This window comes from Streptomyces sp. NRRL S-87, assembly GCF_000719335.1.
Classification (GTDB): Bacteria; Actinomycetota; Actinomycetes; order Streptomycetales; family Streptomycetaceae; genus Streptomyces.
On record NZ_JOGB01000027.1, the window covers coordinates 1 to 17517 of the forward strand.

Consider the following 17517-nt stretch of genomic DNA (forward strand, 5'->3'; position numbering starts at 1 on the left):
GGCTCCGCCCCTGGCCTGCGGCCACCCCAGGCCCGGGCCTGCCTCCGGACCAGCCTGCCATGACGCCTCAAGAGGCTCCCCCACACACCACGGGACGGCCCGACAGGAGCTGCGCAACGGTGACCTGGACCGCAGCGAACCGGCTCAGTCCGCCCTGCTGCAGGGAGGACGCGGGCGACCCGGGTCGTGGTGAGTGTCCTGGCGACCCGGGGTGTGGTGAGGGGGTCCTGGCGACCCGGGTCGTGACAAGTGGGGTCTGGTGACGCGGCCGGAGCATGCAGCAGCCGCACGCCTCCTTGGCGGTGCCTGGTGGGTCCCGTGGTGTGTGGGGGAGGCGCTTGACAGGGGTGGCAGGCTGGACCGGAGGCAGGCCCGGGCCGGAGGTGGCCGCAGGCCAGGGCGAAGCCCCAAAGCCTCCGGGGTGGGCCTGCCGCAGGGCCTGCAGGCCGCCCCTGTCAAGCGCCGAGGGGACCCACACACCACGGGACCCACCCCCGAAGCGAGCAGCAGGCCCCAACACCGGGCCCCTCCCCGAAGCGAGCAAGCCCCGACACCGGCCCCCTCAGCAGCAGCCAGCCGCCCCCGGCAGCGTCCGCACGTTGCGCGCCTGCCGGCTGCGCTCGGCCAGCTGGTCGTCGGCCGGGTAGCCGACCTCCTCCAGGGTCAGCCCGTGCGGCCGTACGACGTGCACGGAGGAGTCCCGAACGCCCGCGGCCAGCACCTTCCCTGGCCACTCCACCGGCCGGTGCCCGTCACCGACGTGCAGCAGCGCGCCCACCAGCGAGCGCACCATGTTGTGGCAGAAGGCGTCGGCGCGGACGGTGGCCGTGACGATCCCGTCCTCGGCGCGCTCCCAGCTCAGCTGCTGGAGCGTGCGGATGGTCGTCGCGCCCTCGCGCTTCTTGCAGTACGCGGCGAAGTCGTGCTCGCCGAGCAGCGCCTTCGAGGCCTCGTTCATGGCGTCCACGTCCAGCGTCCAGTCGTGCCACAGCACGTGCCCGCGGCGCAGCGGGTCCACCCCGCCCTTCTGGTCGCCCACGCGGTAGGCGTAGCGGCGCCAGATCGCCGAGAACCGGGCGTTGAAGCCGGCCGGGGCCTCGGCCACCTTCCAGACCCGCACGTCGTGCGGGAGACGTCCGGCGAGCCGCCGCAGCAGCTTGTCGGCGTGCTCGGCCCACACCTCCTCCGGCAGGTCGAGGTGCGCCACCTGCCCGCGGGCGTGCACGCCCGCGTCCGTACGACCGGCCACCGTCAGGTCCACCGGCTCGGCCAGCCGCATCACGGTCTGCAGGGCGGACTCCAGCTCGCCCTGCACCGTCCGGCGCGCCGTCTGCTTCGCCCAGCCGGAGAACTCCTTGCCGTCGTACGACAGGTCCAGCCGCACCCGGACGAAACCGGGCTCCACCTCGTCACTCACCCCAGAATCCTCTCAGAACGACGGAACGGGCCCGCCCCCGCAAAGGGGACGGGCCCGTTCACCAGCCTCGCGGCGACCTAGGGGGCTCAGGCCTCCGTGGTCTCCTCAGCGGCGGTCTCGGTGGCCTCGTCGGCCTCCTTGACGGCGCGCTTGGTGGCGGCCTCGGCCTCGGCAACGGTCGCCTTCTTGGCGATCTCGCCCTCGACCAGCTCGATCACGGCCATCGGGGCGTTGTCGCCACGACGGTTGCCGATCTTGGTGATGCGGGTGTAACCACCCGGACGCTCCGAGTAGCGCGGCGCGATCTCGGTGAAGAGCGTGTGGACGACGCCCTTGTCGGTGATCGTCTGCAGCACCAGGCGACGGTTGTGGATGTCGCCCTTCTTCGCCTTGGTGATCAGGCGCTCGGCGACCGGACGCAGGCGGCGGGCCTTGGCCTCGGTCGTGGTGATGCGGCCGTGCTCGAAGAGCGACTTCGCCAGGTTGGCGAGCAGCAGCTTCTCGTGCGCGGCGGAGCCGCCGAGGCGGGCGCCCTTAGCGGGACGCGGCATGGTGTTTCTCCTCTGTGCTGCACCGGCCGTGTCAGGTACCGGTGGCAGTCCCTACCGACTTTTGCCGGAGGGTGTACGGGGGGCCCGGGCAGTGCCCGGGCCTCCCGCAAGCGTGGATCAGTACTGCTCGGTCTCGACGAAGCCGGCGTCGGCGTCGTCGTCCGCGCCGAACGCGTCGGCGGCGGCGGTCGGGTCGAACCCGGGCGGGCTGTCCTTCAGGGCCAGGCCCATGCCGGCCAGCTTCGCCTTGACCTCGTCGATCGACTTCGCACCGAAGTTGCGGATGTCGAGCAGGTCGGCCTCGGAGCGGGCGACGAGCTCACCCACGGAGTGGATGCCCTCGCGCTTGAGGCAGTTGTACGAGCGGACCGTGAGCTCGAGCTCCTCGATCGGCAGCGCCAGGTCGGCGGCCAGGGCGGCGTCCGTCGGGGACGGGCCCATGTCGATGCCCTCGGCGTCGATGTTGAGCTCGCGGGCCAGACCGAACAGCTCGACCAGGGTCTTACCGGCGGACGCCATGGCGTCGCGCGGGCGCATCGCCTGCTTGGTCTCGACGTCGACGATCAGCTTGTCGAAGTCGGTGCGCTGCTCGACTCGGGTCGCCTCGACCTTGTAGGTGACCTTGAGGACCGGGCTGTAGATGGAGTCGACCGGGATGCGGCCGATCTCCTGGCCCACCTGCTTGTTCTGGACGGCGGAGACGTAGCCGCGACCGCGCTCGACGGTCAGCTCCATCTCCAGCTTGCCCTTGCCGTTCAGCGTGGCGAGGACCAGGTCCGGGTTGTGCACCTCGACACCGGCCGGGGGCGCGATGTCGGCGGCGGTCACCAGACCGGGGCCCTGCTTGCGCAGGTACATCACGACGGGCTCGTCGTGCTCCGAGGAGACGACCAGCTGCTTGATGTTCAGGATGATGTCGGTGACGTCCTCCTTGACACCCGGCACGGTGGTGAACTCGTGCAGGACGCCGTCCACGCGGATGCTGGTGACGGCGGCACCCGGGATGGAGGACAGGAGGGTACGGCGCAGGGAGTTGCCGAGGGTGTAGCCGAAGCCCGGCTCCAGCGGCTCGATCACGAACCGCGAGCGGTATTCGTCGACGACCTCTTCGGTCAGCGAAGGACGCTGAGCGATAAGCATGTCTTTTTCCTTCAGTCGTGGACGCCCACTATTTGACGTCCGACGGGTCGCTGCACGCCCTACGGCGCGACAGCGGCGGTACTGCAAGCGTACGGGCGGCACGCCCCCCGAGGGGGCCGTACCGCCCGGACACTGAGCTCAGTGCGTCGAAACGCGCTGGTCGGACCCGCAGAACGGGGTCAGACGCGGCGGCGCTTCGGCGGGCGGCAGCCGTTGTGCGGGGTGGGGGTGACGTCCTGGATCGAACCCACCTCGAGGCCGGTGGCCTGGAGGGAGCGGATCGCGGTCTCACGGCCGGAGCCGGGACCCTTGACGAAGACGTCGACCTTGCGCATGCCGTGCTCCTGCGCGCGGCGGGCGGCCGACTCGGCGGCCATCTGCGCGGCGAACGGGGTGGACTTGCGCGAGCCCTTGAAGCCGACGTGGCCGGCGGAGGCCCAGGAGATCACGTTGCCGGTCGGGTCCGTGATGGACACGATCGTGTTGTTGAACGTGCTCTTGATGTGGGCGTGCCCGTGAGCGACGTTCTTCTTTTCCTTGCGGCGCACCTTCTTGGCAGCGCCCTGACGACCCTTGGGGGGCATCTCTTACTCCTACAGGGAGGTGGTCGGTCCTATAGCAAGACCGCTGGAAAGCGAGTCCGCTGAGGACTACTTCTTGCCCGGCTTCTTCTTACCGGCGATGGCGCGACGCGGGCCCTTGCGGGTACGGGCGTTCGTGCTGGTGCGCTGACCGTGGACCGGCAGGCCACGGCGGTGCCGAATGCCCTGGTAGCACTGGATCTCGATCTTGCGGCGGATGTCGCCCTGGATCTCGCGGCGGAGGTCACCCTCGGTCTGGAGGTTGGCGTCCACGTACTCGCGGATCTTGACGAGGTCCTCTTCGGCCAGGTCGCGAACGCGGGTGTTCGGGTCCACGCCGGTGGAGGCGAGGATCTCCTTGGACCGGGTGCGCCCGATACCGAAGACGTAGGTGAGTGCGATCTCCACACGCTTTTCGCGCGGGATGTCAACACCGGAAACGCGTGCCATTCAATGGCTCCTGTGTGTTCGGGGGTCTGCCACAGAGCCGCTCCCGACCGCCGTATGAGGTACGTATCGGGTCCCCGGCCCCCGCCGGAGGTGCCGCCGACCCTTGCGGGCTGGGCGGGCTCTGCGTTTTTACGTTGTTACTTACGTCGCGCGAAGAACTGCGAAGTGCAGGTCGGCGTGCGTCAGCCCTGGCGCTGCTTGTGGCGCAGGTTGTCGCAGATGACCATGACCCGGCCGTGACGGCGGATCACCTTGCACTTGTCGCAGATCTTCTTGACGCTCGGCTTGACCTTCATGGGATGTGAGGTTCTCCGGGTCAGTGCCACCACCCCGCAGGGGCGAATGCCCGCACGGGAGTGCGACAAGATCTACTTGTACCGGTAGACGATCCGGCCACGCGTCAGGTCGTAGGGAGAGAGCTCCACCACGACCCGGTCGTCCGGGAGGATTCGGATGTAGTGCATCCGCATCTTTCCGGAGATGTGCGCGAGGACCTTGTGACCGTTCTGGAGCTCCACCTTGAACATGGCGTTCGGGAGGGACTCGATCACGGTGCCCTCGATCTCGATGGCACCTTGCTTCTTGGCCACGCTTCGCCTTTCGAATCGGCTACCTTGATCAGCTCCTCGCGACGCATGCGGACATGCGGATGCAAAGGAGCCGACGAGTCAGTCTACGTCAGGGCACCCAGAAAGACGAATCCGGAGAGTTTGCCCACCAACATAGATCACTAAGCGGCCCGCCCGGCCCGGCAGGGGCGGCTTCAGCCCAGCGGATCGGGCGCGGTCGACACGCCGTACTCCGCCAGCTTCGCCTTGCCGCAGTCGGGCGAGGTCAGGACGATCGGGCCGGCCTCGGTCAGGGCGATCGAGTGCTCCCAGTGCGAGGACCAGGTGCCGTCCGTGGTGATGACGGTCCAGTCGTCCGCGAGCACCTCGGTCTGCGCGGTACCCAGCGAGACCATCGGCTCGATGGCCAGGCACACGCCCGGGACCAGCTTGATGCCCTTGCCGCGCTTGCGCGAGACGTAGTTCAGCAGGTGCGGGTCCATGTGCATCTCGGAACCGATGCCGTGGCCGCCGTAGTCCTCGATGATCCCGTACCGGCCGAGGCTGTGGTCACCGGTGGCCGGCCGCGGCTGGCGCTTGATGAACGACTCGATGGCCTTGGAGATGTCCACCAGCCGGTTGCCCAGCTTCATGGCCGCGATGCCGGCCCACATGGACTCCTCGGTCACCCGCGACAGCTCCAGCAGCTCCGGCGCGTGGCCCGTGCCCACGAAGGCGGTGTACGCCGCGTCGCCGTGCCAGCCGTCCACGATCGCGCCGCAGTCGATCGAGATGATGTCGCCGTCCTTGAGGACGGTCTTCTCGTCGGGGATGCCGTGGACCACGACCTCGTTCACGGAGGTGCAGATGGTCGCGGGGAAGCCCCCGTACCCCAGGAAGTTCGACTTCGCGCCGTGGTCGGCGATCACCTTGCGGGCGACCTCGTCCAGGTCCTTCGTGGTGGCGCCGGGCACGGCCGCCTCACGGGTGGCCGCGTGGATGGCGGCGACGACCAGCCCCGCCTCGCGCATCTTCGCGATCTGCTCCGGGGTCTTGATCTGGACCATGCCCTTGCCTTCCGGGTGTGACGGGGTGTCTCGGCTGCTCTGCTCAACAGTACGGCCGCGGCGTCCAGCGGACACCGCGGCCGTACGGGGTACTACGGGCGATCGGAGGCGAGCGGGTACTCCGGTCGCGGACCGCGCCGCCGGGAGCTCACCCGGTCGGGCGATCGCGAGATCAGCCCTCGGACTTGTTCAGGGCGTCCATCGCGCGCTTCGTGACGTCCTGGACCTCGCCCAGCGCCGAGATCGTGACGACGAGGCCCTGGGCCTTGTAGTAGTCGATGATCGGCTCGGTCTGGGTGTGGTACACGTCCAGCCGGTTGCGGACGGTGTCCTCGGTGTCGTCCGGACGCTGGTACAGCTCGCCGCCGCAGACGTCGCAGACGCCCTCGGTCTTCGGCGCCTTGTACGACACGTGGAAGACGTGCGCCGAGTCGTTGCGGCAGATCCGGCGGCCGGCGATGCGCTTGACGACCTCGTCCTCGGGGACCTCCAGGTCGAGCACGGCGTCCAGCTTCATGTCGGCGCCCTGGAGCATCGAGTCGAGGGCCTCGGCCTGCGACACGTTGCGCGGGAAACCGTCGAGCAGGAAGCCGTTCACGGCGTCCGGCTGCTCCATGCGGTCCTTGGCCATGCCGATGGTGACCTCGTCCGGCACCAGGTCGCCGGCGTCCATGTACGCCTTCGCCTTCTTGCCGAGCTCGGTGCCCTGGCTGATGTTGGCGCGGAAGAGGTCGCCCGTGGAGATGTGCGGGATCGACAGATTCTTCGCGAGGAACGCGGCCTGCGTTCCCTTGCCCGCACCAGGCGGCCCGACGAGGACGATACGCATCAGCGGAGGAACCCTTCGTAATTGCGCTGCTGGAGCTGGCTCTCGATCTGCTTCACGGTCTCCAGGCCCACACCCACGATGATGAGGATGCTCGTCCCGCCGAACGGGAAGTTCTGGTTCGCGCCGAAGCCCGCCAACGCCATCGTCGGCACAAGAGCGATGAGACCCAGGTACAGCGACCCCGGCCAGGTGATCCGGTTGAGCACGTAGCTCAGGTACTCGGCAGTAGGTCGACCAGCCCGGATGCCCGGGATGAAGCCACCATACTTCTTCATGTTGTCGGCTACTTCCTCGGGGTTGAAAGAAATCGCCACGTAGAAGAACGCGAAGAAAACGATCAGGAGGAAGTAGGCGGCGATGTAGTACGGGTGGTCGCCCTTGACGAAGTGCTTGGAGATCCAGGTGGCCCAGCCCGCGGTGGAGCCGGAGAACTGGACGATCAGCGCCGGGATGTAGAGCAGCGACGAGGCGAAGATGACCGGGATCACACCCGCCTGGTTGACCTTCAGCGGGATGTAGGTCGAGGTGCCGCCGTACGCGCGCCGGCCGATCATGCGCTTCGCGTACTGGACCGGGATGCGGCGCTGGGCCTGCTCGACGAAGACCACGAGGGCCACCATCGCGAGGCCGACGAGGATCACCACGCCGAACTCGACCCAGCCGTCGGCGATCTTGCCCTGGAGCTTGATCTGCCAGAGGGCGCCGACGAAGCCGGCGGCGATCGAGATGAACATCAGGATCGACATGCCGTTGCCGACGCCGCGGTCGGTGATGAGCTCGCCGAGCCACATGACGACACAGGTACCGGCGGTCATCGTGATGACCATGACAGCGGTGCTGAAGATCGACTGGTCGGGGACGATCTGGCCCGCCCGGGCGCAGTTGCCGAACAGAGCGCCACTGCGGGCGGTGGCCACGAGACCCGTGCCCTGCAGGATGGCGAGAGCCACCGTCAGGTAGCGCGTGTACTGCGTGATCTTCGCAGTGCCGGCCTGCCCCTCCTTCTTGAGGTTCTCCAGCCGGGGGATCACCACGGTCAGGAGCTGCAGGATGATGCTCGCCGTGATGTACGGCATGATGCCGAGCGCGAAGATGGTGATCTGCAGCAGCGCGCCGCCGCTGAACATGTTGACCAGCCCGAACAGGCCGTTGGTGTTGCCTGCCTGGTTCACGCAGAACTGCACGGCTTCGTAGTCCACGCCGGGAACCGGCACGTGGGAACCGAGCCGGAACAGCATGATGATGCCGAGCGTGAAGAGCAGCTTCTTGCGCAGGTCGGGCGTCTTGAACGCCCGGGCGAACGCGGTGAGCACGGTGCCTCCTGCGACCCCCGCGTTTCGCGTGAGGGTGACGGTCTAAGGGTCCGAAAAATGTGACAAATAGGTGCAGGGGTCACGGAACGCGCCCCCCGGTGGGGGCTGTGCCCCCGCCCTGTACAGCACACCACGAGCTACCTTACCGGCGTGTACCGCCGACAAGGAACGACCGACCTGAGATGCCCCATTTGAGAGCCGCCGCGGGACGACGGTGCTGTGTGGACGTGGACGTTGACAGAGCGGGCCCCACCCCGCGGTCACGGCCCGGAGCCCTCCCTCCTGGCCGCACCGACTGGGCACCCCTACTGCCGCCGGTCCCCCTGATCGACATCCCTGCGGAATCAGCTTGCGGCACGTACGGCCTCGGCGGAGTTGGCCACCCACCTCTTGAGGTTGGAACGCAGGGTGCCTAGTTCCGATGCGCGGGCCTTGATGACCCGCTCCTCATAGACCGACTGCACGGCAATCATCGTCTGCCGGTACCGCACTTCCGCCTGGCATTTCATGTCAGCGACCGCGGTCTCTCTCTCAAGACTACTCACAGAATCCCCAGACCAGCGCGGATCGTTCGCGGACTCATCCGGTGACCGGTATCTCATCCCATGTCGAGCCATGCAAGCAGCCCACCTGCTTGCAGAATCCCTGACCCGCCCATCCCGCTTGGCCTGGGCAATGGCATCCAACCTGACGACATCGATATGAGCTTCTGCCAGGCCAGTAGGGGAAGCATCCGCCATCCGATTCAGCTCGACCCCACCGCCTACAATCTTTCTGGGAATCCGAGTTCCGCTCGTGATCTTCTCGGCGACCTCCCGTATGCAGCCACCGGCGGGTACGACTCTGCCGCCGTATGACTTGACACGCCCGAAAAGAAGATCCTGTTGCACCTTTGACGACTTCTCGTCCCAGGCGCTGCGCGTGTTCTCGGCCGGAGCGTCGGAACGGCTGTAGCCAATCCTCTGCGCCTGCCTCAAGGGAACGTCAATGAATTCGGGGTGCCGCTCGGTGGGGCGCATGCTCGACGGCAACGGCATCGGATTTTGATTGAATCCAAGCCTGCCCAAACAGGAATTCGTCAGCACCGCCTCGCCTCGCTGGAGCGTGAGCGTCTCCTGAGGGGACGGCAGGAACGCATCCAACGGAGTGGCCACCGCACTGCGCGGAGGAACAGAAGCAGCTGCGGGTCCGCCGGTCCGGCCCACCGCCCCGGACGAGCACCCGCTGACGGCAATGAGCGCCACAGACACGGCAACGCGTCGTCCCCACACACGCATGTTCATCACCTCTCACCCAAACGAGTGGGGTGGCCGATCCCAACGAATCGGCCACCCCACCAGATCAATCCACTAGCAACCGTACTTCGAATAAGAAGAGAACTCGTCGTTGTACATCGCGTACACACCGGCGAGGTTCCCGCCCCAGCCCTTCGGGATGCTCAACTTCGGCCCATGGAAGTCCTTGTCAAAAAAGAGGCTGTAGCCGGCGCAAGACGTACCGGTCCCCGCGGTGTACGAGGAAATGGAATCGTTGAGGTTGCCGCCGGTCCTGTAGTAGTAATTGTCCGTGAAGTTCGCGTCAGGAGTACTCAGGTCGTAGTACCCCTCGGACGGGTGGCGGTCCGCCTTGCTGTACGCACAGAATTCGGTCGTAGTGCAGGAGCCGTCCGCGGCGACGGCCGGCGCGGCGACGCCGAACACGGCTGCCGCGGCAGCCGCAGAAGCCATGGCCATTCCCAGATCCGCACGGCGCCCAGGAATTGAAAAAGATTCAGCCAACGCGAAGGAAAGCGGAATTGCACCAACAGCTTTACTGTGGCCTGCATTACACCCTGCGCCGTCCAGGCCAACAAAAAACTGGGGATGCCTCAAAGAGGCATCCCCAGTTCTCTGGTACTAGCTGTCAGCCGATGGCGTCCGTGATTCAGACGAGCTCGGTGACGGTGCCGCCGGCGGCGGCAATCTTCTCCTTGGCGGAGGCGGAAACGGCGTCAACCGAAACCTGCAGCGCCACGGAGATCTCGCCCTGGCCCAGGACCTTGACGAGCTGGTTCTTGCGCACGGCACCCTTGGCGACCAGGTCGGCCACGGTGACCTCGCCACCCTGCGGGTACAGGGCCGCGAGCTTGTCCAGGTTCACGACCTGGAACTCGGTGCGGAACGGGTTCTTGAAGCCCTTCAGCTTCGGGAGGCGCATGTGGAGCGGCATCTGGCCACCCTCGAAGCGCTCCGGAACCTGGTAGCGGGCCTTCGTGCCCTTGGTACCACGACCGGCCGTCTTACCCTTGGACGCCTCACCACGACCCACACGGGTCTTGGCGGTCTTGGCGCCCGGGGCGGGACGGAGGTTGTGGATCTTGAGCGGGTTGTTCTCCGCCATGATCAGTCGACCTCCTCAACCGTCACGAGGTGGCGGACGGTGTGCACCATGCCGCGGAACTCGGGGCGGTCCTCCTTGACGACCACGTCGTTCAGGCGCTTGAGCCCGAGCGAACGCAGGGTGTCGCGGTGGTTCTGCTTGCTGCCGATGTACGACTTCGTCTGCGTGATCTTGAGGCGAGCCATTACGCACCCGCTCCCGCACGCGCACGAAGCAGAGCCGCGGGGGCGACGTCCTCGAGCGGCAGACCGCGGCGGGCCGCGATCTCCTCGGGACGCTGCAGGCCCTTCAGGGCCTCCACGGTCGCGTGCACGATGTTGATCGCGTTGTCGGAGCCGAGCGACTTCGACAGGATGTCGTGAACGCCGGCGCACTCCAGGACGGCGCGCACCGGGCCACCGGCGATAACACCGGTACCGGGGGAAGCAGGCTTCAGCAGGACGACGCCCGCCGCCTTCTCACCCTGGATCGGGTGGGGGATGGTGCCCTGGATACGGGGGACCTTGAAGAAGTGCTTCTTGGCCTCCTCAACACCCTTGGCGATGGCGGCCGGCACCTCCTTGGCCTTGCCGTAACCGACACCCACGGTGCCGTCACCGTCACCCACCACGACCAGCGCGGTGAAGGAGAAACGACGACCACCCTTGACAACCTTGGCGACGCGGTTGATCGCGACTACGCGCTCAACGTACGCGGTCTTCTCGGCGGCAGCAGCGCCACCGTCGCGACCCTTCCGGTCCCGCCGCTCGCCGCCACCGGCACCGCTGCCGCGGCGCTGGGGTCCAGCCATTGGATTACCTCTCTCTGTTACGTCCGTTAGTCCCGGAACCGGGGCTTAGAACTTCAGCCCGGCTTCGCGGGCGGCGTCAGCCAGAGCGGCAATGCGCCCGGCGTACCTGTTGCCACCACGGTCGAACACGACGGCCTCGACGCCGGCGGCCTTGGCGCGCTCAGCGACCAGGGCACCGACCTGCTTGGCCTGCGCGGACTTGTCACCCTCGCCACCGCGGATCGACGCGTCCAGGTGGGACGCCGACGCCAGGGTGTGACCCTTGAGGTCGTCGATCACCTGGGCGGTGATGCCGCGGTTGCTCCGGTTGACGACCAGGCGCGGACGCTCGGCCGTACCGGAGATGGTCTTGCGGATGCGGATGTGGCGGCGCTGCTTAGCGGTCCGCTTGTAAGCGTCGCCCTTGGCGATCTTCACACCGTATGCCATGGCTTTACTTACCAGCCTTTCCGACCTTGCGGCGGATGACCTCGCCCGCGTACTTGACACCCTTGGCCTTGTACGGGTCGGGCTTCCGCAGCTTGCGGATGTTGGCGGCGACCTCGCCGACCTTCTGCTTGTCGATGCCCTCGACCGAGAACTTGGTCGGCGACTCGACCTTGAAGGAGATGCCCTCGGGGGCCTCCACCAGGATCGGGTGGCTGTAGCCGAGCTGGAACTCCAGGTCGGAGCCCTTCGCGGCCACGCGGTAACCGACACCGCTGATCTCGAGCGCCTTCGTGTATCCCTGGGTCACACCGGTGATCATGTTGGCCACCAGCGTGCGGGACAGGCCGTGGAGGGCCTTGTTCTGACGCTCGTCGTTCGGACGGGTGACGTTCAGAACGCCGTCCTCGCCCTTAACGATCTCGATCGGAGCGGCAACGGTGTGGGTCAGGGAGCCCTTGGAGCCCTTGACGGTGACCGTGCGGCCCTCGATGGTGACGTCCACGCCGGCGGGAACCGGGATGGGGAGCTTGCCAATACGAGACATAGCTTTTCCTCCGTTCCCGACTACCAGACGTAGGCGAGGACTTCCCCACCCACGCCCTTCTTCTGCGCCTGCTGGCCGGTCAGGAGACCGTGGGACGTGGAGATGATCGCCACGCCCAGGCCGCCGAGGACCTTCGGCAGGTTGGTGGACTTCGCGTACACGCGCAGACCCGGCTTCGAGATGCGCTTGATGCCGGCGATCGAGCGCTCGCGGTTCGGACCGAACTTCAGCTCGAGAACGAGGTTCTTACCGACCTCGGCGTCCTCGACCTTCCAGCCGGTGATGAAACCCTCCTGCTTGAGGATTTCCGCGATGTGCGACTTGATCTTGCTGTGCGGCATCACGACGGTGTCGTGGTACGCCGAGTTTGCGTTACGCAGACGCGTGAGCATGTCTGCGATGGGGTCAGTCATGGTCATGAATTGGCCTTCGGCCTCTCTCGCCGGGGTTTCCTGTATGCGCCATCCCTCTCCCCACTCAGAGGCGGGACGGGTGCGGCGCGGGGACCTACGGCGTAGTAAGTCGGTAGGGCGGCGGACGCCCAACCCCACAAGCCTACGGCATGCGGGACGGGCGGTCCGCCGACCAGTTGCTTACCGAGAGCGCTCGGAAACCCTCAACACCCAGTGGGTGAAGGGATTTACCAGGAGCTCTTGGTCACGCCCGGCAGCTCGCCACGGTGAGCCATCTCACGGAGGCACACGCGGCAGAGGCCGAACTTGCGGTACACGGAGTGCGGACGACCGCAGCGCTGGCAGCGGGTGTACGCGCGCACGCCGAACTTGGGCTTGCGGGCAGCCTTCGCGATGAGAGCCTTCTTCGCCATCTCGCTCACGCCTCCTTGAAGGGGAAGCCGAGGTGACGAAGGAGCGCGCGGCCCTCAGCGTCGTTGGTCGCCGTGGTGACCACGGTGATGTCCATACCCCGGGTACGGTCGATCTTGTCCTGGTCGATCTCGTGGAACATGACCTGCTCCGTGAGACCGAAGGTGTAGTTGCCACGGCCGTCGAACTGCTTCGGCGACAGACCACGGAAGTCGCGGATGCGCGGCAGCGCGAGCGACAGCGTACGGTCCAGGAACTCCCACATGCGGTCACCACGGAGGGTGACGTGGCAGCCGATCGGCTGACCCTCGCGCAGCTTGAACTGCGCGATGGACTTGCGGGCCTTGGTCACGGCCGGCTTCTGGCCGGTGATCGTGGTGAGGTCGCGGACAGCGCCCTCGATCAGCTTCGAGTCACGGGCGGCGTCGCCGACACCCATGTTGACCACGATCTTCACGAGGCCGGGGGTCTGCATGACGTTCTCGTACTTGAACTCGTCACGCAGCTTGCCCGCGATCTCCTCGCGGTACTTCGTCTTCAGACGCGGAGTGGTAGCCATCAGATGTCCTCACCCGTGCGCTTGGCAACGCGGATCTTGTTGCCCTCGTCGTCGAAGCGGTAACCGACGCGGGTGACGACCTTCTTGCCGTCCTTCTCCACGACCAGCTGGACGTTCGAAACGTGGACGGGGGCCTCGGTGATCACGATGCCGCCGGCCTGGTTCGGACCAGCCTTGGTGTGCTTCTTGACCCGGTTGACACCCTCGACCAGGACACGGTTCTCAGCCGGCAGGGCCTGGATGACCTTGCCCTGCTTGCCCTTGTCCTTGCCGGTGATGACCTGGACCAGGTCGCCCTTCTTGATCTTCATGCTTACAGCACCTCCGGCGCGAGCGAGATGATCTTCATGAACTTCTTCTCGCGCAGCTCACGGCCGACCGGGCCGAAGATGCGGGTGCCGCGAGGGTCGCCGTCGTTCTTCAGAATGACGGCGGCGTTCTCGTCGAAGCGGATGTACGAGCCGTCCTGGCGGCGGCGCTCCTTGACGGTGCGAACGATGACCGCCTTGACGACGTCACCCTTCTTCACGTTGCCACCGGGGATCGCGTCCTTGACGGTGGCGACGATGACGTCACCGATGCCCGCGTAGCGGCGGCCGGAGCCACCGAGAACACGGATGCAAAGGATCTCCTTGGCACCAGTGTTGTCGGCGACACGAAGCCGCGACTCCTGCTGGATCACGTCTATCTCCTGTTTGTCTGCCGGTTCCCGGCAGGGGCTTCAGCGAAGCCCCTGCCGAGCCTGGCGGAACTGACCTGAGGGAAACCCCTCAGGTAATTACTTGGCCTTCTCGAGGATCTCGACGACGCGCCAGCGCTTCGTCGAGGACAGCGGCCGGGTCTCCATGAGGAGGACGCGGTCGCCGACGCCCGCAGCGTTCTGCTCGTCGTGCGCCTTGAGCTTGTTCGTACGGCGGATGACCTTGCCGTACAGGGCGTGCTTCACGCGGTCCTCGACGGCGACGACGACGGTCTTGTCCATCTTGTCGCTGACGACCAGACCCTCGCGGGTCTTGCGGAAGCCGCGCTCGGTCTTGTTCTCAGTCACGTTGTTCTCGCTCATCAGGCGCTCTCCACCGTCTCGATGCCGAGCTCGCGCTCGTGCATCAGGGTGTAGATCCGGGCGATGTCCTTACGGACGGACTTGAGCCGACCGTTGTTCTCCAGCTGGCCCGTGGCCGCCTGGAAACGGAGCTTGAACAGCTCTTCCTTGGCCTCACGAAGCTTGGCAACGAGCTCCTCGTTGCCCAGCTCGCGCAGCTCCGACGCCTTGGTACCGGCCGCCATCACGACTCACCTGCCTCGCGCTTGACGATCCGGCACTTCATCGGCAGCTTGTGGGCCGCACGAGTCAGAGCCTCACGCGCAATCTTCTCGTTCGGGTAGGACAGCTCGAACATCACCCGACCGGGCTTGACGTTCGCGATCCACCACTCCGGGGAACCCTTACCGGAACCCATGCGGGTCTCGGCGGGCTTCTTCGTCAGCGGACGGTCCGGGTAGATGTTGATCCAGACCTTGCCGCCACGCTTGATGTGACGGGTCATCGCGATACGAGCGGACTCGATCTGACGGTTCGTCACGTAGGCCGGGGTGAGGGCCTGGATGCCGTACTCGCCGAATGCGACCTCAGTACCGCCCTTGGCCATACCGTTGCGCTTCGGGTGGTGCTGCTTGCGGTGCTTGACCCTACGGGGGATCAGCATGTCGGTCAGGCCTCCGTTCCGGTGCTCTCGGCCGGAGCAGCGGCAGCGGCCTCGGCCTTGGGGGCCTCGGCAGCGGCGCTCTGCTGCGGCTTGCGGCCGCGGCCGCCACGCTCGCCACCACGGCCACCGCGGCCGGCCGGGCGGTCAGCACCGCCACGGGCCGGACGGTTGCCGGCACGGGCGGCAGCGTTCTCGGCGCGGACCTCGGCGATGTTCTTGACGTCGCCCTTGTAGATCCAGACCTTCACGCCGATGCGGCCGAAGGTGGTCTTGGCCTCGAAGAAGCCGTACTCGACGTTCGCGCGCAGCGTGTGCAGCGGCACACGACCCTCGCGGTAGAACTCCGAGCGGGACATCTCGGCGCCGCCGAGACGGCCACCACACTGGATCTTGATGCCCTTGGCGCCGGCCTTCATGGCGGACTGCATGCTCTTGCGCATGGCCCGACGGAAGGAGACGCGGGAGGAGAGCTGCTCGGCAACGGCCTGGGCCACGAGCTGAGCGTCGACCTCGGGGTTCTTGACCTCGAGGATGTTCAGCTGGACCTGCTTGCCCGTGAGCTTCTCGAGGTCGCCGCGGATGCGGTCGGCCTCGGCGCCACGGCGGCCGATGACGATGCCCGGACGGGCGGTGTGGATGTCCACGCGGACGCGGTCACGGGTGCGCTCGATCTCAACCTTCGAGATGCCGGCGCGCTCCATGCCGGACGTCATCATCCGACGGATGGCGACGTCTTCCTTGACGTAGTCCTTGTACAGCTTGTCGGCGTACCAGCGCGACTTGAAGTCGGTGGTGATGCCGAGCCGGAACCCGTGCGGGTTTACCTTCTGGCCCATTACCGGGTTCCTTCCTTGCTGCTGACGACCACGGTGATGTGGGAGGTCCGCTTGCGGATCCGGTAGGCACGGCCCTGGGCACGCGGACGGAACCGCTTCAGGGTCGGGCCCTCGTCAACAAACGCCTCGCTGATGAAGAGCGAGGAGGCGTCCGTGTGGTTGTAGTTGTGCGCGGCGTTGGCGATGGCGCTGTCGAGCACCTTGCCGACCGGCACAGATGCGGCCTGCGGGGCGAAACGCAGGACCGCCTGGGCCTCCGTGGCGTCCATGCCACGGATGAGGTCCACCACACGGCGGGCCTTCATGGGCGTGACGCGGATGTACCGCGCCTGGGCCCTGGCTTCCATGGTTGTCCCTTCGGTGTAAGTCATAGTCGTTCCCACCCCGCGATTAGCGGCGCTTCGACTTCCGGTCGTCCTTGACGTGGCCGCGGAAGGTGCGAGTCGGCGAGAACTCGCCGAGCTTGTGGCCGACCATGGACTCGGTGACGAACACCGGGACATGGGTCTTGCCGTTGTGCACCGCGATGGTGTGACCCAGCATGCTGGGGATGATCATCGAGCGACGGGACCAGGTCTTGATGACGTTCTTGGTGCCGGCTTCGTTCTGGGCGTCCACCTTCTTTACGAGGTGGTCGTCGACGAAGGGCCCCTTCTTGAGACTGCGCGGCATCTAAACCCGCTCCTAGCGCTTCTTGTTCGTCTTGCGGCGGCGGACGATGTACTTGTTCGAAGCCTTCTTCGGCGAACGAGTACGACCCTCCTTCTGACCCCACGGGGAGACCGGGTGGCGACCACCGGAGGTCTTGCCCTCACCACCACCGTGCGGGTGGTCAACCGGGTTCATCGCGACACCGCGGACGGTCGGGCGGACGCCCTTCCAGCGCATGCGGCCGGCCTTGCCCCAGTTGATGTTCGACTGCTCGGCGTTGCCGACCTCGCCGACGGTGGCGCGGCAGCGCACGTCGACCAGGCGGATCTCACCGGACGGCATACGAAGGTGGGCGTGCGTGCCCTCCTTCGCCAGCAGCTGCACGGAGGCACCCGCAGAACGGGCGAACTTGGCACCGCCACCGGGACGGAGCTCGATCGCGTGGATCGTGGTACCGACCGGGATGTTGCGGAGCGCCAGGTTGTTACCGGGCTTGATGTCGGCCGTCGGGCCGTTCTCGATCCGGTCGCCCTGGTTCAGGCCGCGCGGAGCGATGATGTAGCGCTTCTCGCCGTCCGCGTAGTGCAGGAGAGCGATGCGCGCGGTGCGGTTCGGGTCGTACTCGATGTGAGCGACCTTGGCCGGCACGCCGTCCTTGTCGTGACGACGGAAGTCGATCACACGGTAGGCGCGCTTGTGGCCACCGCCCTGGTGGCGAACGGTCACACGACCGGCGTTGTTACGGCCGCCCTTGCTGTGCAGGGGGCGGACCAGCGACTTCTCCGGCGTGGACCGCGTGATCTCGACAAAGTCGGCGACGCTGGAGCCACGACGGCCCGGGGTCGTCGGCTTGTACTTGCGGATACCCATTTCTCAGTCCTCGTCCGATTCCGGACGACTCGG

29 protein-coding genes are annotated in these 17517 nt (G+C 66.6%); all 29 read right to left on the bottom strand.

The annotated features are described in order from the left end of the window. Positions 1-562: 562 nt before the first annotated feature. Positions 563-1417: a tRNA pseudouridine(38-40) synthase TruA gene (gene truA, locus IF43_RS0118410; RefSeq protein ID WP_030201525.1), complete on the bottom strand. Its 855-nt coding sequence runs from the start codon at positions 1415-1417 to the stop codon at positions 563-565. 86 nt (positions 1418-1503) lie between these two features. Continuing rightward, positions 1504-1968 (bottom strand): 50S ribosomal protein L17, encoded by a 465-nt coding sequence (rplQ, locus tag IF43_RS0118415; protein ID WP_030201528.1) that lies wholly within the window; start codon positions 1966-1968, stop codon positions 1504-1506. Between the two features lie 117 nt (positions 1969-2085). Next, a complete protein-coding gene (locus IF43_RS0118420; RefSeq protein WP_030201531.1) occupies positions 2086-3108 on the bottom strand; it encodes a DNA-directed RNA polymerase subunit alpha in 1023 nt (340 codons plus the stop codon). A 179-nt stretch (positions 3109-3287) separates the two neighbouring features. Further along, the gene (rpsK, locus tag IF43_RS0118425) at positions 3288-3692 is read right to left on the bottom strand and encodes a 30S ribosomal protein S11 (RefSeq protein ID WP_003948617.1); all 405 of its coding nucleotides are present in this window, start codon (positions 3690-3692) and stop codon (positions 3288-3290) included. 66 nt (positions 3693-3758) lie between these two features. Then, entirely contained in the window at positions 3759-4139 is a 381-nt protein-coding gene (rpsM, locus tag IF43_RS0118430) for a 30S ribosomal protein S13 (RefSeq protein ID WP_030201533.1), read from the bottom strand. Between the two features lie 182 nt (positions 4140-4321). Beyond that, positions 4322-4435, bottom strand: a complete 114-nt coding sequence (gene rpmJ, locus IF43_RS0118435) for a 50S ribosomal protein L36 (protein WP_003956441.1) — start codon at positions 4433-4435, stop codon at positions 4322-4324. Positions 4436-4507: 72 nt separating this feature from the next. Continuing rightward, on the bottom strand, positions 4508-4729 hold the full coding sequence (gene infA, locus IF43_RS0118440; protein ID WP_003956442.1) for a translation initiation factor IF-1: 222 nt from the start codon (positions 4727-4729) through the stop codon (positions 4508-4510). 173 nt (positions 4730-4902) lie between these two features. Then, positions 4903-5754 (bottom strand): type I methionyl aminopeptidase, encoded by an 852-nt coding sequence (gene map, locus IF43_RS0118445; RefSeq protein ID WP_030201536.1) that lies wholly within the window; start codon positions 5752-5754, stop codon positions 4903-4905. A 172-nt stretch (positions 5755-5926) separates the two neighbouring features. After that, complete coding sequence (locus tag IF43_RS0118450) at positions 5927-6583, bottom strand: adenylate kinase (protein ID WP_030201538.1); 657 nt, start codon at positions 6581-6583, stop codon at positions 5927-5929. Next, the gene (gene secY, locus IF43_RS0118455; RefSeq protein ID WP_030201541.1) at positions 6583-7896 is read right to left on the bottom strand and encodes a preprotein translocase subunit SecY; all 1314 of its coding nucleotides are present in this window, start codon (positions 7894-7896) and stop codon (positions 6583-6585) included. Before secY ends, IF43_RS0118450 begins: the two co-directional genes overlap by 1 nt. Before the next feature lie 344 nt (positions 7897-8240). After that, a complete protein-coding gene (locus tag IF43_RS41690; RefSeq protein WP_158939392.1) occupies positions 8241-9038 on the bottom strand; it encodes a hypothetical protein in 798 nt (265 codons plus the stop codon). A 207-nt stretch (positions 9039-9245) separates the two neighbouring features. After that, on the bottom strand, positions 9246-9767 hold the full coding sequence (locus IF43_RS0118465) for a hypothetical protein (protein WP_158939394.1): 522 nt from the start codon (positions 9765-9767) through the stop codon (positions 9246-9248). Positions 9768-9819: 52 nt separating this feature from the next. Then, a complete protein-coding gene (gene rplO / locus IF43_RS0118470) occupies positions 9820-10275 on the bottom strand; it encodes a 50S ribosomal protein L15 (protein ID WP_030201548.1) in 456 nt (151 codons plus the stop codon). Between the two features lie 2 nt (positions 10276-10277). Then, a complete protein-coding gene (gene rpmD / locus IF43_RS0118475) occupies positions 10278-10460 on the bottom strand; it encodes a 50S ribosomal protein L30 (RefSeq protein WP_005313525.1) in 183 nt (60 codons plus the stop codon). Next, the gene (gene rpsE, locus IF43_RS0118480; protein ID WP_030201551.1) at positions 10460-11065 is read right to left on the bottom strand and encodes a 30S ribosomal protein S5; all 606 of its coding nucleotides are present in this window, start codon (positions 11063-11065) and stop codon (positions 10460-10462) included. The genes rpmD and rpsE overlap by 1 nt, the downstream gene beginning before the upstream one ends. Positions 11066-11110: 45 nt before the next feature. Beyond that, positions 11111-11494, bottom strand: a complete 384-nt coding sequence (gene rplR, locus IF43_RS0118485) for a 50S ribosomal protein L18 (protein WP_030201553.1) — start codon at positions 11492-11494, stop codon at positions 11111-11113. Between the two features lie 4 nt (positions 11495-11498). Further along, positions 11499-12038, bottom strand: a complete 540-nt coding sequence (rplF, locus tag IF43_RS0118490) for a 50S ribosomal protein L6 (protein ID WP_030201556.1) — start codon at positions 12036-12038, stop codon at positions 11499-11501. Between the two features lie 20 nt (positions 12039-12058). After that, positions 12059-12457 (bottom strand): 30S ribosomal protein S8, encoded by a 399-nt coding sequence (gene rpsH / locus IF43_RS0118495; protein WP_030201558.1) that lies wholly within the window; start codon positions 12455-12457, stop codon positions 12059-12061. A 221-nt stretch (positions 12458-12678) separates the two neighbouring features. After that, positions 12679-12864: a type Z 30S ribosomal protein S14 gene (locus IF43_RS0118500; RefSeq protein WP_003956452.1), complete on the bottom strand. Its 186-nt coding sequence runs from the start codon at positions 12862-12864 to the stop codon at positions 12679-12681. 5 nt (positions 12865-12869) lie between these two features. After that, positions 12870-13421: a 50S ribosomal protein L5 gene (rplE, locus tag IF43_RS0118505; RefSeq protein ID WP_030201560.1), complete on the bottom strand. Its 552-nt coding sequence runs from the start codon at positions 13419-13421 to the stop codon at positions 12870-12872. Next, complete coding sequence (gene rplX / locus IF43_RS0118510; RefSeq protein ID WP_030201562.1) at positions 13421-13732, bottom strand: 50S ribosomal protein L24; 312 nt, start codon at positions 13730-13732, stop codon at positions 13421-13423. The genes rplE and rplX overlap by 1 nt, the downstream gene beginning before the upstream one ends. Before the next feature lie 2 nt (positions 13733-13734). Continuing rightward, complete coding sequence (gene rplN / locus IF43_RS0118515; RefSeq protein WP_003956455.1) at positions 13735-14103, bottom strand: 50S ribosomal protein L14; 369 nt, start codon at positions 14101-14103, stop codon at positions 13735-13737. Positions 14104-14199: 96 nt separating this feature from the next. Then, positions 14200-14484 (bottom strand): 30S ribosomal protein S17, encoded by a 285-nt coding sequence (gene rpsQ / locus IF43_RS0118520; RefSeq protein ID WP_030201565.1) that lies wholly within the window; start codon positions 14482-14484, stop codon positions 14200-14202. Further along, positions 14484-14708 (bottom strand): 50S ribosomal protein L29, encoded by a 225-nt coding sequence (gene rpmC / locus IF43_RS0118525; protein WP_030201568.1) that lies wholly within the window; start codon positions 14706-14708, stop codon positions 14484-14486. Before rpmC ends, rpsQ begins: the two co-directional genes overlap by 1 nt. After that, on the bottom strand, positions 14708-15127 hold the full coding sequence (rplP, locus tag IF43_RS0118530; RefSeq protein WP_030201570.1) for a 50S ribosomal protein L16: 420 nt from the start codon (positions 15125-15127) through the stop codon (positions 14708-14710). Before rplP ends, rpmC begins: the two co-directional genes overlap by 1 nt. A gap of 5 nt (positions 15128-15132) precedes the next feature. Further along, positions 15133-15963 (bottom strand): 30S ribosomal protein S3, encoded by an 831-nt coding sequence (rpsC, locus tag IF43_RS0118535; RefSeq protein ID WP_030201573.1) that lies wholly within the window; start codon positions 15961-15963, stop codon positions 15133-15135. Continuing rightward, positions 15963-16310, bottom strand: coding sequence for a 50S ribosomal protein L22 (gene rplV / locus IF43_RS0118540; RefSeq protein WP_030201575.1), 348 nt, complete (start codon positions 16308-16310; stop codon positions 15963-15965). Before rplV ends, rpsC begins: the two co-directional genes overlap by 1 nt. A gap of 43 nt (positions 16311-16353) precedes the next feature. Next, positions 16354-16635: a 30S ribosomal protein S19 gene (gene rpsS / locus IF43_RS0118545; RefSeq protein WP_007265903.1), complete on the bottom strand. Its 282-nt coding sequence runs from the start codon at positions 16633-16635 to the stop codon at positions 16354-16356. Positions 16636-16647: 12 nt separating this feature from the next. Then, positions 16648-17484 carry a 50S ribosomal protein L2 gene (rplB, locus tag IF43_RS0118550; protein ID WP_030201578.1) on the bottom strand — a complete coding sequence of 279 codons (837 nt, stop codon included), beginning with the start codon at positions 17482-17484 and terminating at the stop codon, positions 16648-16650. Positions 17485-17517 lie beyond the last annotated feature (33 nt).

Coding starts and splice junctions, on each gene's coding strand:
- rplQ (WP_030201528.1), bottom strand. CDS start 1,968: ATGCCGCGTCCCGCTAAGGGCGCCCGCCTCGGCGGCTCCGCCGCGCAC.
- IF43_RS0118420 (WP_030201531.1), bottom strand. CDS start 3,108: ATGCTTATCGCTCAGCGTCCTTCGCTGACCGAAGAGGTCGTCGACGAA.
- rpsK (WP_003948617.1), bottom strand. CDS start 3,692: ATGCCCCCCAAGGGTCGTCAGGGCGCTGCCAAGAAGGTGCGCCGCAAG.
- rpsM (WP_030201533.1), bottom strand. CDS start 4,139: ATGGCACGCGTTTCCGGTGTTGACATCCCGCGCGAAAAGCGTGTGGAG.
- rpmJ (WP_003956441.1), bottom strand. CDS start 4,435: ATGAAGGTCAAGCCGAGCGTCAAGAAGATCTGCGACAAGTGCAAGGTG.
- map (WP_030201536.1), bottom strand. CDS start 5,754: ATGGTCCAGATCAAGACCCCGGAGCAGATCGCGAAGATGCGCGAGGCG.
- IF43_RS0118450 (WP_030201538.1), bottom strand. CDS start 6,583: ATGCGTATCGTCCTCGTCGGGCCGCCTGGTGCGGGCAAGGGAACGCAG.
- rplO (WP_030201548.1), bottom strand. CDS start 10,275: ATGGCGGAGAACAACCCGCTCAAGATCCACAACCTCCGTCCCGCCCCG.
- rpmD (WP_005313525.1), bottom strand. CDS start 10,460: ATGGCTCGCCTCAAGATCACGCAGACGAAGTCGTACATCGGCAGCAAG.
- rpsE (WP_030201551.1), bottom strand. CDS start 11,065: ATGGCTGGACCCCAGCGCCGCGGCAGCGGTGCCGGTGGCGGCGAGCGG.
- rplR (WP_030201553.1), bottom strand. CDS start 11,494: ATGGCATACGGTGTGAAGATCGCCAAGGGCGACGCTTACAAGCGGACC.
- rplF (WP_030201556.1), bottom strand. CDS start 12,038: ATGTCTCGTATTGGCAAGCTCCCCATCCCGGTTCCCGCCGGCGTGGAC.
- rpsH (WP_030201558.1), bottom strand. CDS start 12,457: ATGACCATGACTGACCCCATCGCAGACATGCTCACGCGTCTGCGTAAC.
- IF43_RS0118500 (WP_003956452.1), bottom strand. CDS start 12,864: ATGGCGAAGAAGGCTCTCATCGCGAAGGCTGCCCGCAAGCCCAAGTTC.
- rplE (WP_030201560.1), bottom strand. CDS start 13,421: ATGGCTACCACTCCGCGTCTGAAGACGAAGTACCGCGAGGAGATCGCG.
- rplX (WP_030201562.1), bottom strand. CDS start 13,732: ATGAAGATCAAGAAGGGCGACCTGGTCCAGGTCATCACCGGCAAGGAC.
- rpsQ (WP_030201565.1), bottom strand. CDS start 14,484: ATGAGCGAGAACAACGTGACTGAGAACAAGACCGAGCGCGGCTTCCGC.
- rpmC (WP_030201568.1), bottom strand. CDS start 14,708: ATGGCGGCCGGTACCAAGGCGTCGGAGCTGCGCGAGCTGGGCAACGAG.
- rplP (WP_030201570.1), bottom strand. CDS start 15,127: ATGCTGATCCCCCGTAGGGTCAAGCACCGCAAGCAGCACCACCCGAAG.
- rpsC (WP_030201573.1), bottom strand. CDS start 15,963: ATGGGCCAGAAGGTAAACCCGCACGGGTTCCGGCTCGGCATCACCACC.
- rplV (WP_030201575.1), bottom strand. CDS start 16,310: ATGGAAGCCAGGGCCCAGGCGCGGTACATCCGCGTCACGCCCATGAAG.
- rpsS (WP_007265903.1), bottom strand. CDS start 16,635: ATGCCGCGCAGTCTCAAGAAGGGGCCCTTCGTCGACGACCACCTCGTA.
- rplB (WP_030201578.1), bottom strand. CDS start 17,484: ATGGGTATCCGCAAGTACAAGCCGACGACCCCGGGCCGTCGTGGCTCC.